At 61.7% G+C, this 13576-nt stretch carries 14 protein-coding genes; 1 reads left to right on the forward strand and 13 read right to left on the reverse strand.

Translation table 11 applies throughout. The features are described from left to right. Positions 1 to 785: helix-turn-helix domain-containing protein (locus MN186_RS14145; protein ID WP_242115017.1), on the reverse strand; the 785-nt coding region annotated here is incomplete at its 3' end. A gap of 220 nt (positions 786 to 1005) precedes the next feature. Then, positions 1006 to 1311, reverse strand: coding sequence for a hypothetical protein (locus MN186_RS14150; protein WP_242115018.1), 306 nt, complete (start codon positions 1309 to 1311; stop codon positions 1006 to 1008). A 395-nt stretch (positions 1312 to 1706) separates the two neighbouring features. Between MN186_RS14150 and MN186_RS14155 the strand changes: the two genes are divergently transcribed. Continuing rightward, positions 1707 to 2366, forward strand: a complete 660-nt coding sequence (locus tag MN186_RS14155) for a rhomboid family intramembrane serine protease (protein WP_242115019.1) — start codon at positions 1707 to 1709, stop codon at positions 2364 to 2366. A 19-nt stretch (positions 2367 to 2385) separates the two neighbouring features. On the opposite strand, the gene phoB is transcribed toward MN186_RS14155, so the two are convergent. The 11 genes from phoB to MN186_RS14210 form a co-directional block, all read right to left on the reverse strand. Continuing rightward, positions 2386 to 3078 carry a phosphate regulon transcriptional regulator PhoB gene (gene phoB / locus MN186_RS14160; RefSeq protein WP_242115020.1) on the reverse strand — a complete coding sequence of 231 codons (693 nt, stop codon included), beginning with the start codon at positions 3076 to 3078 and terminating at the stop codon, positions 2386 to 2388. After that, entirely contained in the window at positions 3075 to 3797 is a 723-nt protein-coding gene (gene phoU, locus MN186_RS14165; protein ID WP_242115021.1) for a phosphate signaling complex protein PhoU, read from the reverse strand. The genes phoB and phoU overlap by 4 nt, the downstream gene beginning before the upstream one ends. 11 nt (positions 3798 to 3808) lie before the next feature. Next, positions 3809 to 4606 (reverse strand): phosphate ABC transporter ATP-binding protein PstB, encoded by a 798-nt coding sequence (pstB, locus tag MN186_RS14170; protein ID WP_242115022.1) that lies wholly within the window; start codon positions 4604 to 4606, stop codon positions 3809 to 3811. 11 nt (positions 4607 to 4617) lie between these two features. After that, a complete protein-coding gene (pstA, locus tag MN186_RS14175; RefSeq protein WP_420838944.1) occupies positions 4618 to 5967 on the reverse strand; it encodes a phosphate ABC transporter permease PstA in 1350 nt (449 codons plus the stop codon). Then, positions 5946 to 7130 carry a phosphate ABC transporter permease subunit PstC gene (gene pstC / locus MN186_RS14180; protein WP_242115024.1) on the reverse strand — a complete coding sequence of 395 codons (1185 nt, stop codon included), beginning with the start codon at positions 7128 to 7130 and terminating at the stop codon, positions 5946 to 5948. Before pstC ends, pstA begins: the two co-directional genes overlap by 22 nt. Positions 7131 to 7206: 76 nt before the next feature. Beyond that, on the reverse strand, positions 7207 to 8223 hold the full coding sequence (locus tag MN186_RS14185) for a substrate-binding domain-containing protein (RefSeq protein ID WP_242115025.1): 1017 nt from the start codon (positions 8221 to 8223) through the stop codon (positions 7207 to 7209). Between the two features lie 122 nt (positions 8224 to 8345). Further along, on the reverse strand, positions 8346 to 9371 hold the full coding sequence (locus MN186_RS14190) for an ATP-binding protein (protein ID WP_420838945.1): 1026 nt from the start codon (positions 9369 to 9371) through the stop codon (positions 8346 to 8348). Position 9372: 1 nt separating this feature from the next. Then, complete coding sequence (arsC, locus tag MN186_RS14195; RefSeq protein WP_242115027.1) at positions 9373 to 9801, reverse strand: arsenate reductase (glutaredoxin); 429 nt, start codon at positions 9799 to 9801, stop codon at positions 9373 to 9375. Beyond that, the gene (gene arsB / locus MN186_RS14200; protein ID WP_242115028.1) at positions 9798 to 10865 is read right to left on the reverse strand and encodes an ACR3 family arsenite efflux transporter; all 1068 of its coding nucleotides are present in this window, start codon (positions 10863 to 10865) and stop codon (positions 9798 to 9800) included. Before arsB ends, arsC begins: the two co-directional genes overlap by 4 nt. 57 nt (positions 10866 to 10922) lie before the next feature. Beyond that, complete coding sequence (locus MN186_RS14205; RefSeq protein WP_242115029.1) at positions 10923 to 11297, reverse strand: ArsR/SmtB family transcription factor; 375 nt, start codon at positions 11295 to 11297, stop codon at positions 10923 to 10925. An 892-nt stretch (positions 11298 to 12189) separates the two neighbouring features. Further along, positions 12190 to 13302, reverse strand: coding sequence for a tyrosine-type recombinase/integrase (locus tag MN186_RS14210; RefSeq protein WP_242115030.1), 1113 nt, complete (start codon positions 13300 to 13302; stop codon positions 12190 to 12192). Positions 13303 to 13576 lie beyond the last annotated feature (274 nt).

Here is a 13576-nt window from a genome sequence, read left to right on the forward strand (position 1 = left end):
CTTGCTGTCGCAAGATGAGATGACAACCCGGCAACGTCTGGATCGGCAACCAACGGTGACATTGGCATCCGGCGCGCTTCTGTCGGTGTTATGCCATACAGCCTGCGAAACGCACGCAGGAACTGGTTGCTGCTTGAAAATCCGTATTTGTGCGCAATGGTTGTGATCGAGTCTGATCTGCTTTGGTGCAGGTTTCGGTACGCTGCGGCCAGCCGCCGTTCGCGAATGATTTGTGCGATACCGTTTCGGTTGGGAAACATACGGTAAAGCTGCGCGCGAGACATGCGGAAGTGATCGACCAGCATGTCCGGCCCCAATTCGGTATCGCCCAGGTGGTTGTCGATGAACTCGACAATCTGACGTCGCACGGTTTGATGCATTGTCGCGTCGCTGGTGCCTGCTTGGGGCAGGCGTCCCGCAACAGCGGCGGCAAACAGGTCAATTGTCGCATGGTCCATCATCATTGCGTCCTTGACGGGTATGTCGGCCATTACATCCGCAAAGCCGAAAGCAAGGTTCGTGATAATTCGTGTGCTCGATTGTCCTGCGCGCAAAACCGTACCGTGCGCGCTTCGACCACCCGTGGCTTTATCAATCTGGTCGCGCGGCATGTAGATCATAACGCTGGCACCCGCACTTTGGATGTCCTTGTGCGGTTGGGCGTAATCCCAAACACCGATATCGCCAGGGTTCAGTTTTATTTCGGTTCCATCGCAATCACCGATCAGGGCCCCCTTGACGAAAAAATCCAGCTGGTAGCCATCAAGCCCGTTGCGCGCGACCATTGCGCGATACGCACTGCATCTTGGCAAAATTCGTCGGTCCGTTTCAAGCCCATAGTCAGTCTCATTTGTTGCAGCAAATGCTATCAAAGGGGCGGCATCAAACCGCGACAGGTCCAGTTCCTGCCATTTGCAGTGCTTACCACGCGTCGAGAGTCGCGCTGTGGCAACCGAATGACAGGGCGCGTAATGTACTGCTGACCTGCCTGTTCATAACATCAAATCACGAACTCAATCCCGTCCGAACGACATTAAGACCCAATCCGACCAACGTATCCCACATTTTGTTGTACTCTTCTTCACAAATTTCTCTTCCCCAATAATCGCCCTCGTTAAAATCAGCCAGATCATCAGGATCTATGATGCCGATCGAGAGAGGAAAACGGTCGCTTGCCTCCCGAAGTATAACATTTTTATTGTGATATATTTCGATTGCTCCAACTAACCAACCAGATCCGTCGATCCTTTGATATGTAATGGCCGGGGTAGAATCCAGAATGGTTGAGAAAGTGTAAAAAAACCTGTCCATTTGCCTCTACCTATGCAGTATACCCGCCTTCTAGCATTGTTTCCGCGAGAGGAATGTCGTGAGGAGCCATACCAATTGCTGGCCTAGATGGATCGGGGCGGGCAGCGGCGTGGTGGATGGGGTGGTGAGACATAGCTCCATCCCGCCCCGGGGTTCGTTTCCACGTGATAGTCGCGTTGCGTTCAGACTAAAACAAACTCCAAGTTCCTGAGTGATTTCTACTTAGTCGAGTTTTGGCCCTTCAAGAATCGTAAAAGAGATCATGCAAAAACTCCAACCCTTTATTCGTCTTGGGACCGGTTCCTTCCCATTACCGCAAGATCAGCGATCACGGATGTGGCCTGAGCAGGCGGTTCAATCTTGGCTTCCATGCCATTAGGGACTATCTCGCAATCATGAAACTTACATCCTCACGAGGTCGCCCCGTCGCCCGTACGGCGCCGCAGGCCGGGGCGCCGGGTTTCCTGTGGTGGCTCGTCGGAATCATGACCGCGATCGAAGTGATCCTCAGTCTTTCGGACACCGGGGTTTTTGGTGGGCAGGGCCTGCGCTGGCCCGCCTTCGTGCTGGGCGCGTTCTGGCAGCCGGTTCTCGCCGGAACGGTGCCGCCGGTCTATCCGGGGCAGACTGTGGCGATGTTCATCAGCTACGCCTTCCTGCATGGCGGGCTGGCCCATCTGGCGATGAACAGCGTTGTGCTCTTGTCGCTGGGAAAGTTCGTGTCGGCCCAAGTTGGAGTGGCAAGGACACTGCTGGTGCTGTTTCTATCGGCGGTTGCGGGCGCGGCCTGTTTCGGACTGCTATCATCCAGTGCCGCACCGATGATCGGCGCGTCCGGGGCTGTCTTCGGCCTCGTCGGTCTTTGGCAGGCGATAGATTACCGGATGCGCCGGCGCGCGGGGCTGTCCTTGCAGCCGATTCTGAGGGCGATACTAGGGCTGATTGCGGCCAATATCGCGCTATTGGTGATCCTCTCCGGCGGGCTCGCCTGGGAGGCGCATCTGGGCGGATGGATCGCCGGATGGCTTGCGGGGCAAAGCTTCGCGCGGCGCTGAAAAGCCGCGCCGCATTGCGTTAGCCGAAGGCATAGCCGGCGCCGCGCACGGTGCGCAACGGATCGTCACCGCCGTGCTGGCACAGCGCCTTGCGCAGGCGGCCGACATGGACATCGACGGTGCGAGTTTCGACATGGATGTCGCGGCCCCAGACCCGATCCAGAAGCTGCTCGCGGCTGAGTACCCGTCCCGGTTTTTCCATCAGGCTCGCGAGCAGGCGGAATTCGGTGGGGCCGAGGGTCACTTCCTTGCCCGCACGGGTAACGCGGTGGGTTTCTCCGTCGAGCCGAATGTCGCCGTATTCCAGCACGATACCCGCCGCCGAGGGACGCACGCGGCGCAGGTTGGCGCGCACGCGCGCCATGAGTTCGGCGACGGAATAAGGTTTGACCACGTAATCATCGGCCCCGGTTTCCAGCCCGCGGACAAGGTCAGGCTCGTCCGAGCGAGCCGAAAGCATGATGACGGGGATGTCCCGCGTCTCGCGCCGAAGCTTCAGGCGACGGCAGACCTCGATCCCCGAGAGCCTCGGCATCATCCAGTCGAGGATGATGAGGTCGGGCGGGTCCTCATCCACCACCAACATCGCCTCTTCGCCATCATGCGCCTCGCGCACGCGATAACCTTCGGCGGCAAGATTGTAGCCGATCACCTCGCGCTGCGCGGCCTCATCCTCGACCAGCAGGATCAGGGGGCGGTCCACGGCGGTCACGTGGCCCCGCCCGTGCAGCCCGTGCTGGCGGTATTGTCGGCCTTCGGGCGTTCGCCGTCCGGCATCGCGCCTGTCGCGAGGTAGATAACCTGCTCGGCGATGCCGGTGGCGTGATCGCCGACACGCTCGATATTCTTGGCGATGAAATGCAGGTGCATACAGGGCGTGATGTTGCGCGGATCCTCCATCATGTGGGTCAGAAATTCGCGGAAAAGAGTGTTGTACATCTGGTCCACATCGTGATCGCCCTGCCGCACCTCTTCGGCCAACTCCGTATCGCGGTGGATATAGGCGTCGAGCACCTGTTTCAACTGCAGCTGCACTGCCTTTCCCATGCGGCGGATCGAGCCTGTCGCCCCTTCGACGGGCGGCATGCGCGACAGCACGTCCGAGCGTTTGGCGAGGTTCTTGGCATAGTCGCCGCAGCGTTCCAGCGCGGCGGCGATCTTCATCGCGCTCAGCACCGTGCGCAGATCGGCCGCGGTGGGCGCGCGCAGCGCGATCAGGCGCGCGGCCTCGATGTTGATCCGCTCTTCCAGCGCGTCGATCTCGGCGTCGCCGCGGCGCACCTGCTCGGCCAGGTCGATGTCGCAGGTTTCCAGCGCGTGGACGGCGTCGAGGATGGCGGCCTCGACCAGCCCGCCCATGCGGGTGATCATGGCTTCGATCGCCTCGAGGTCGCGGTCGAAAGCGGTTGCGATGTGATGTTTGCTGGTCATTTTGGCATCCTTTAGCCAATGCGGCCGGTTATATAGCTTTCCGTGCGCGGATCGGCGGGGTTTGTAAAGAGTTCGCCCGTATCGCCGTATTCCACCATGCGGCCAAGATGGAAAAACGCCGTGCGCTGGCTGACGCGGGCGGCTTGCTGCATGGAATGGGTGACGATCACCACCGCGAACCGGTTGCGCAACTCGTCGATCAGTTCCTCGATCTGCGCGGTGGCGATGGGATCGAGCGCCGAGCACGGCTCGTCCATCAGCAGGATCTCGGGCGCGGTGGCGATGGCTCGCGCGATGCAAAGGCGCTGCTGTTGCCCGCCCGAAAGGCCGGTGCCGGGGGCATCGAGCCGGTCCTTGACCTCGTCCCAGAGGGCGGCGCGGCGTAAGGACTTTTCCACCACCTCGTTCAGCTCGGCCCGCGTGCGGGTCAGGCCGTGGATCTTCGGGCCGTAGGCGACGTTGTCGCGAATTGACTTGGGGAAGGGGTTGGGCTTCTGGAACACCATGCCGACCTTGGCGCGCAACTGCACCGGATCGACGCGCGCATCGTGGATCTCCTCGCCGTCGATGCAGATCTCGCCGGTGACGCGGGCGTCGGGGATCGTATCGTTCATTCGGTTGAGGCAGCGCAGGAAGGTGGATTTCCCGCAGCCCGACGGCCCGATGAGGGCGGTGACTGCCTTGGCCGGGATATCGACATCGACGTCGCGGACGGCGTGTGTACCGGCGTAGTATACCTGCAGGCCGCGAACGGTGATCTTGGTGGTGTCGGCGGCAGTACCCGGCGCCTCTGTCAGCGTGTCTTCCATGGGGGTTTCCTTTACCAGCGGCGTTCGAAACGGCGGCGCAGAAGAATAGCTCCGGCGTTCATGAAAAGAAGAAAGGCAAGCAGCACAATGATCGCGCCCGACGCGCGCTCGACAAAGGCGGGATCGGCGCGCTGGGTCCAGTTGTAGATTTGCACGGGCAGCGCCGAGGCGGGATCGAAAAGCCCTTCGGGCGGCGCGCCCGGATACTCGCGCACGAAAGCGACCATACCGATCAGCAAGAGCGGCGCGGTTTCCCCCAGCGCCTGCGCCAGCCCGAGGATCGCGCCGGTCAGGATGCCCGGCGCGGCCAGGGGCAGGACATGGTGGAACACCGCCTGCATCCGCGACGCACCCAGCCCCTGCGCCGCCTGGCGGATCGAGGGCGGCACGGCCTTGAGGCTGGCGCGGGTGGCGATGATGATCGTCGGCAGGGTCATCAGCGTCAGCACCAGCCCGCCTACCACCGGCGCCGAGTGCGGTAGGCCGGCGAAATTGATGAAGATCGCAAGTCCGAGAATGCCGAAGACGATGGAGGGCACGGCGGCGAGATTGGAGATATTCACCTCGATCAGGTCGGTCAGCCCGTTTTTCGGGGCGAATTCCTCGAGATAGATCGACGCGGCGACGCCGATGGGCAGCGCCAGCGCCAGCACGATCAGCATCATGTAGGCCGAGCCGAGGATGGCCACCCCCAGCCCCGCCGCCTCGGGCCGCTGGTCGGACGCATCGGGCGCGGTCAGAAACGCGGCGTTGAAATCGAGCGACATCAGCCCCCGTTCCATCATCACATCGGCCAGTTGCAACTGCGCGGGCGACACGTTGCTATCGCGCGCGGCCGTTGCCGCCGTGATGCGGCCCTTGAGGTAGCCATCAATCCGGCCATTGGCGAGGAGTCGAACCTGAATCGTCTTGCCGATCAGGTCGGTATCGGACAGCACCATATCGCGGACCTGCGCGGGCGCCTCGCGCGAGATGATGCCGGCGATATCGTCCTTGGTCAGCCCTTGGGTGGCGATGCCCGCCTGCAACACGGTATCGTTCAGGGATGCGGCGATCACCTTGCCGTAGCTGATGGTCGTGACCTTTTTCAGGGCCTTGGGGTCGCGGTTGCCGGACTTGTCCAGTGCCGCCTCGTCCAAGTGGATCGGCAGATGGATATAGGTTTGGCGAAACGCGCCGAGACCGGAGCCGAGGACCGAAGCCAGCAGCATCGCCAACGCGAGCAGGCCGATCAGGATCGCGCCAAGGCCACAGGTGCGGAACCGGGCCTCGGCGGCGTGACGTCGGGCGGTGTGACCGCTGCGTTTCAGCAGGGATATCGGGCGCGCGGCTTGATCGCTCATTCGTATTGCTCCCGGTATTTGCGCACGATGGCCAGGGCCAGCACGTTGAGGCAAAGCGTGATCGCGAACAGCGTCAGCCCAAGGGCGAAGGCCACGAGGGTTTCAGGCGCGGCGAAATCGCCGTCGCCGGTCAACTGGCTGACGATCTTGACGGTGATGGTGGTCATCGCCTCGAACGGGTTGAGGTTGAGCTTCGCGGCGGCCCCTGCGCCCAGTACGACGATCATGGTCTCGCCGATGGCGCGGCTGGCGGCCAGCAGCACCGCGCCGACGATGCCGGGCAGCGCGGCGGGCACGACCACCTGGCGGATCGTCTCGGACCGCGTTGCGCCAAGACCAAGCGACCCGTCGCGCAGCGATTGCGGCACCTGCGCGATGATGTCGTCAGAGAGGGACGACACGAAGGGGATCAGCATAATTCCCATGACGAGCCCCGCGGTCATCACCGACGATCCGCTCGATCCCAGCCCGAGCGGTTGTGCGAAGTAATCGCGCAAGAGCGGGCCGACGGTGATCAGCGCGAAGAGGCCGTAGACGATGGTGGGGATGCCCGCCAGCACCTCGATGCCCGGCTTGACGATGGCGCGGAAGCGCTGCCCGGCATATTCGGCCATGTAAATCGCGGCAAAAAGCCCCACTGGCACAGCCAAGACAAGCGCAATCAGGCTGATGTACAGCGTGCCCCAAAGCAGCGGCAGGATCCCGAGGTCGGAATCACCCTGGAATCGCGGTGCCCAGGTGGCGGAGAGGAAAAACTCCCGCCAGCCGTATTGGGCAAAGAAATTCTGCGTCTCGAACAGCATCGACAAGACGATGCCCGCCGTGGTGGCAATGGCGACGCAGGCGGCGAGCATCAGCAGCGCTAGCACGCCGCGTTCTACGGTCTGGCGGGCGCGAAAACCGGGGTGCATGCGGCGCAGGGCCCAAGCAAGGGCGACAAGCGCACATGCCACCACGGCGAGCGACCCGGCGGGTGTCGCCGGCGCCGTCATTTCCAGCAGGACAAACAGCACCAGCGCCGGGCCCAGAGTCAGCAGGACGCTCGCCCAGCCGTAGTGACGGGGCAGAGAATGCAGCGCGCAGCTGTCGCCACCCGCGCAGGCAAGGGCGCGTGCGCGGCCCAGGGGAAAGCTCGCGGCGGCTATGACGAGCAGGGTCAACAGGGTCCAGGTCGCGGTCATCTTGGCTCCGGTTCGGTTAGGGCGGGTGAAGCGGGCGATCCGGCCGGAACCGGACCGCCCCAATCGGCGCGGCGGGTCAGTTCATCAGCACTTCGTCGGCCAGAATTTCCTGTGTCTCGGCCAGCTCCGGGTCGGGCACCAGCCCGTAATCCGCCAGCGGCCCGCCGGGTCCGGCGATATCGTCAGACACGAAGAATTCGGCATAGTCCTTCAGGCCGGGCACCATGTCGAAATGCGCCTGCTTGACGTAGAAATAAAGCGGCCGCGACACCGGATAGTTGCCCGATGCGATGGTCTCGGCCGAGGGGACAACGCCGTTCATCGTCGCCACCTGCAGTTTGACGGTGTTGTTCTCGTAAAAGGACAGCCCGAACACGCCGATCCCGTCGGTGTTGCTGTCGATCCGGGCCAGCGTTTCGGTATAGTCGCCGTCGATCTCGACTGCGCGGCCATCGGTGCGCAGCGAGGTGCAATGCCTGCCGGCATCCGCGCCGAGGCTCTCCAATTCGGCCGCCGCGCCGCTGTCCTTGCAGCCCTGTTCGATCACCTTGAGATCGAACACTTCGCGCGTGCCATGCTTGGTGCCGGGAACGAAGGCCACGATTTCCTGCGCGGGCAGATCGGGGTTCACCTCGTTCCACATAGTCGCCGGGTTGGGCGCCAGCCTGCCGTCCTGAACGATTTCCGCCGCCAGTGCCTTGTACCAGTCGGCGGGCGTGAAGGCGAAGCTCTCGCCGCCGATATCGGAGGCAAAGACGATGCCGTCATAGCCGATCCGCACCTCGATGAGCTCCGAAACACCGGCGACCTCGCAGGCCGCGATCTCGGCCGGTTTGATGCGGCGCGAGGCATTTGCGATGTCGATGGTGTTATCGCCCACCCCGTCGCAGAATTTCTTGAGGCCGGCGGATGAGCCGCCGGATTCGATCACCGGCGTGGGGTGATCGAAATTTTCGCCGAACAGTTCGGCGACAATCGTGGCATAGGGCAGCACTGTGGACGAGCCCGCCACCTGCACCTGGTCGCGCGCGGCGGCGGCGGTCGAGGTGGCCAGGATGGCGAGGGCAGAGGTCGTAAGCGTTATGCGGGACATGGATCTTCTCCTGTTGTGTCGTGGCGGGTCGCCCAAGAACGATCCGCACCGCCGCTCTACCCGCGACGCGCTACGGTTTTGCGACACTCATGTAACAGTTTGATGAAACCCGCCCGCGCAGGTCACGATTTCGGCAGGTAAACCGAAAAGCGCGCGCCCTTACCCGGTGCGCTATCGATGTCGAGCCAGCCTCGATGGCGGCTGATGATATGCTTGACGATGGCAAGGCCCAACCCTGTGCCGCCTTTCGCGCGCGAGCGGTGATCATCGACGCGGTAGAACCGTTCGGTCAGGCGCGGCAGATGCATGGGCTCGATCCCCGCGCCGTCGTCGACCACGTCGAGGCGCAGCATCGCCGCATCGCTCTGGGCGTGAAGGGCCAGGGTGACGCAGCCACCCGCGCCACCGTATTTGATCGCATTCTCGATCAGGTTCTGCAACACTTGCATCAACTGGTCGGCATCGCCGGGGATGCAGGCGGCGGCATCGGCACCGAGGATCTCTAGGCTGAGTCCCCCCTCTGTCACGGCAGGCCAAAAGCTGGCGGCAGCGGCATTGATCAGCTCAGCCACATTCACGGATGCCGTGGGCCGCTGCCGTTCCTGCGCCTCGACCTTCGAGAGCGAAAGCAGATCCTCGACAAGGCGGCTCATCCGCCCCGCTTCGCGCTCCATGATCGAAAGAAAGCGATCGCGGGCGGCCGGGTCGTCCCTCGCCGCGCCTTTCAGGGTTTCGATTAATCCGACAAGCGTGGTCAGCGGCGTGCGCAATTCATGGCTGACATTGGCGACGAAATCGCGCCGGAACTGGCCGACAAGCTCCTGCTCGGTGATATCCTCAAAGGTACACAAAGCGCAGCGCGACTCGCCGACGGATACCGGCGAAACCGTGACCCGATAGCGCACCTCGTGTGAAGGGCCGGGGATTACGTAGGGCGCCTCGGCACGGGTGCCTGCACGAAGTGCCGCCTCGATCACCGCCAGCAGCCCGGGCTGGCGCAGGGCAAGGGCATGATGACGGTCGATCTGCCCGGGCCCCAGGATGGCCTCGCCCGCCGCATTGGCGGCGACAATCCTGTCATCCGCGCCGATCAGGACGACAGGCAGCGGAATGCCGGACAGGACCGCCTGGGCCGATTCACGGTCCACTTCACCCGTCTCCAACGCGGTTCCCGACCGCATCGATCAGCGGCGTGCCGTCCTCCTTCGTCATCGGGCCGGGTGGCCGGCGCTTGAGCAGGTCCAGCACCGTCTCGCTCGGACGGCAAAGCTTGACGCCCTTGGGCGAGCAGACGATGGGGCGATTGACCAGGACGGGGTGTTCCAGCATCGCGGCAAGCAATGTCTCGTCGTCTATGGTGGGATCGAGCAACCCCAACTCCTCTGCCGGGGACTTCGTCGTCCGCAGGGCAGTGCGGGGTGTCAGGTCCGCCGCTGCGAACAGCGCCAGAAGCTGCGGCCGGGTCCAACCGGACTTCAAGTATTCGATGATGACCGGTGTCTCGCCTGACGCCTCGATGATCGCGAGCACGTTGCGCGAGGTGCCGCAGGCCGGGTTGTGGTGGATCACGATGGTCACGATGCGCCCCCTCCGTGCGGAAACCAGTGTTTCGTCCGGTTGGCGAAGGCGGCGAGCGACAGCATAACCGGCACTTCGACCAGCACACCGACGACGGTGGCGAGCGCCGCGCCCGAGCCCAGCCCGAACAAGCTGATGGCGACTGCGACCGCCAGTTCGAAGAAATTAGACGTGCCAATCAGCGCGCAGGGCGCGGCCACGTTGAACGGGATGCCCCAGGCCCGCGCCGCGCCGTAGGCCACGAAAAAGATGCCGTAGGACTGGATCAGCAGCGGCACGGCAATCAACGCGATCACCAGCGGGCGTTCAAGGATGACCTCGCCCTGGAAGCCGAAGAGCAGCACGACCGTGACCAGTAGCCCGAACATCGAAAACGGTTGCACGCGGGCCTTGAACGTATCCACCGCCGCCTCGCCCCCTTTTCCGACGAGGTTCCTTCGTGTCATGTAGCCAGCCAGCAGCGGCAGCATGACATAGAGCCCCACCGACAACAGCAGCGTGTCCCAAGGCACGGTGATATCCGTGACCCCCAGCAGGAAGGCGACGATGGGCGCAAAGGCAAAGATCATGATGATGTCGTTCACGCTGACCTGCACCAGTGTATAGGTTGGATCGCCGCGCGTGAGGTTCGACCAGACGAACACCATTGCGGTGCAGGGCGCTGCCCCCAGCAAGATTAGCCCGGCGAGATAGGCCTGCGCGTCATCGGGCGGGATCAGACCTGCGAAAACGTAGTTGAAGAACAGCACACCAAGAGCGGCCATGGTGAAGGGTTTGATCAGCCAGTTCACCACCAAGGTCACGATCAATCCTTTCGGTTTGTCGCCCACGCGGGCCAGCGCGCCGAAATCGACGCCGACCATCATCGGATAGACCATCGCCCAGATCAGCACAGCTACCGGCAGGTTGACAGACGCGACCTCCAGCGAGGCCAGAAAGGAAAAGACGCTTGGAAAAAGATTGCCCAAGAGCAGCCCCGCGCCGATGGCAAGTGCCACCCAGACGGATAGCCAGCGCTCGAATATTCCGAGGCCTGCGGGGGCGGGGAGCAATGTATCGGTCATGACGAGCTTTCGATGTTCAAGGGGTTGTCGGAGCTTGTGGTGCCGTCGTGCGCGCCATCATCGGCCTGAAGTCGGATGATCGGAGACCGGCGCTGCCTCGAGCCAGCTGCAGGCGATTTCGTCGATGACCGGCTGGCACAGGTCGGGACAGCCGCCACAGCAATCCTCCATCAGGAAGGCGAGCAGGTCGCGCATTCCTTCCATGTCGGCGAAATAGCGAATGCTGCGGCCTTCCCGCACGCTCCGGATCAGGCCGGCACGAGCCAGGATGCCGAGATTTGCTGACATCGTGTTTTGGCGGACCCCGAGAGTGTCGCCGATATGGCCGGCCGACATACCGGCCTCGCCCGCCCTGATCAGCAGGCGGAACACGTCAAGACGTGTAGGCTGGCCAAGGGCGCCAAAGGCGGCGAGTGCGTGGTATTTATCCATGAATCATGAAATATGGAAGTAATTGGCTAAGGTCAAGCCTGGTCATTCGTTTCGGTTGGGTGTCTTCCACCGACGACGGCATAGCCTCACAATGCAGTCTCCCGCGAAATGCTGCACGATGAACGAATGGCCAGTCTGGGGACGCTGCGACGCAGAGGCAGGCAAGCTGGCCAGGGTCTTGTCAGGGCCGAAAGCGATACAGTAGTCGTTAATCGGCGTGGTTATTCTAGGCCTCTGTTTCCTCGCCTCGGCAGGAGCCGTTGAAAATTCAATCTGAACACTTGGCAATCAAGGATGTCCGCTCGACGTCGTCCCAATGCTGGTTCACCGGTAGCCGCTTGGCCCGGCCCGGACTTCGGTCACGTGCGAAATGCTGTCCCACGGTAGTTCCAATGTCGAAGCGTGATCATGATAGCCAACGACAAGGTGCTTCCGTGCATCGGTAAGCTGACCGAACAGGATGTGGAGGTCTTCCGCGTCTTTCGCCTTCGGTCCTAAAGGGAAACGCGCGCACGGTTCGCTTGAGTGTCGTCTCTCCCAACTCGGTATGCCGCTGAATTGTGCCCTTAGAACACCAGATGCCGGAGCCATCGTCGCTCGCCTTGTCAGCCAAGAACATGATGATCTGCTTGCGCGTCGCGCTGCCGAACGTCCGTTCCGCGCAAGGGTTTGCGACCCGCCAGCTCATTGGAAGGCCCCAAACTGCGCAAAGACATGCGAATTTTTTACAGGTTTTGTACGAGAAATCGGCCGTTTCAGCAGAATTCGGCGCGAAAGCCGACGGGACTTTCTGCAGGCTTCCGCACAAAGCCCTGTAAATAAGCCATATTTTTCAGGTGTTTTTGGCGACCCCGGCAGGATTCGAACCTGCAACCTGCCCCTTAGGAGGGAGTTATTCATCATCTGTATTTCCTTTCTTTTTCAGCGATTTAGGCTGTTTTTGTTTCTTGGGCTGTACCGGTTTTGTACGAAAATGCTCTCTGAGAGAGGCCTCGTTGGTCTCCGGATGGGCATAAACGCGCAGAGGTAAGGAGGCGTCCGACCAACGCCCTGCTTTGGCTGCGTCGATAGGATTTATGTTATTCCTGACGACCAGTTCCGTGAAGAAACCATGCCGACCGGCGGCGTGTGCAGACAGATAGGGGATGCCTGCCTTCTTGCAGATCGTTTTCCAGCGGTTGTTGTAGCTGGTCGAGCAGTTGTAGCCGAACACCCTCTGTTCCAGCAGCTTTCCGGTGCGCGGGTTCCGCGTGAATTTTTTGGGTAGCGCCAGCAGCTCTTCCATCATGGCTTCCGAAACCTTTACCCACCCCGCTGCGTGGCCCTTTTGGGCTTTGAGCCAAATCTGACATTCATCGGCGTCAATGTCGTTAGGCCTCAGAGATATTGCTTGATCGATCCGTGCTGCCGTCTCGAACATAAACCGCAACAGCGCAGCGTTGTGTGGGTCAGCGACATCACAAAAGGCTGCAACCCAGTTGCGATCTGAAGGCGTGCGCGCCACACGACTGGCTTTCTTGCGTCTGGTATCCTGCGCGACCCGCTCGTTGCTGGAATACTGCCGCACCTTGATCGCAGGCGTCCCTTTCAGCTCGTGGGCATTGTTGATCACCGCGCGGGCAGGAGTCACGATCTCGCGCCACCATGTATCAGTTGACGCCATCGGTTTCATCTTGGGGCCGAGGGATTTAAGCAACTTCCCTGTAATCTTGGTCAGCGGCGTATCGCCAATCTCGCGGTCTATCGGGAGCAATTGCTTCGCCGTCTTTGCGTTTGCATTGTAAAGCAAAACAGCATCGGAAAAGGTCTGAGCGGCATCCTCACCGACCATGTGCTTGCGCCGCTGATAGTCCGTCTCGGCCGCTATCCAGTTTTCTGCGCCAGCCTTAGTAGGTGAGCCTGAGCTGCACCGGTATGGCCCCGCGATCCGTGCCCCTTCGAATTCGACCCAGCCCTTGATCCAGAAATTTTTGCTTGTTTTGTGTTTGAAAGTCTCGAGCGGCACTTTTGGCCCTCCGTCAAGATTTGGTCCATTTGTTGTGGGGTAATGATCATCGCGTTTCCGAGCTTGAAGCAGGCCTCTAGCCTGTTCGCGATTTCACGAAGCGTTCGTTCGGTGATGATGATCTCATGGTGTGCTAGCGCTTTGACCCACTGCGCGGGGGTCATCCCTGAATCGAGAATTTCTGATCCAAGCAGGTGCTTTTCCGGTAGAGCGCCCATTGCTATGGTTTGCCTTCACCGTACGGGGCCGGTGCTGGCTCCTCGTGGAGGTTCCA

It is taken from the genome of Aliiroseovarius sediminis, assembly GCF_022678485.1.
Lineage (GTDB): Bacteria > Pseudomonadota > Alphaproteobacteria > Rhodobacterales > Rhodobacteraceae > Aliiroseovarius > Aliiroseovarius sediminis.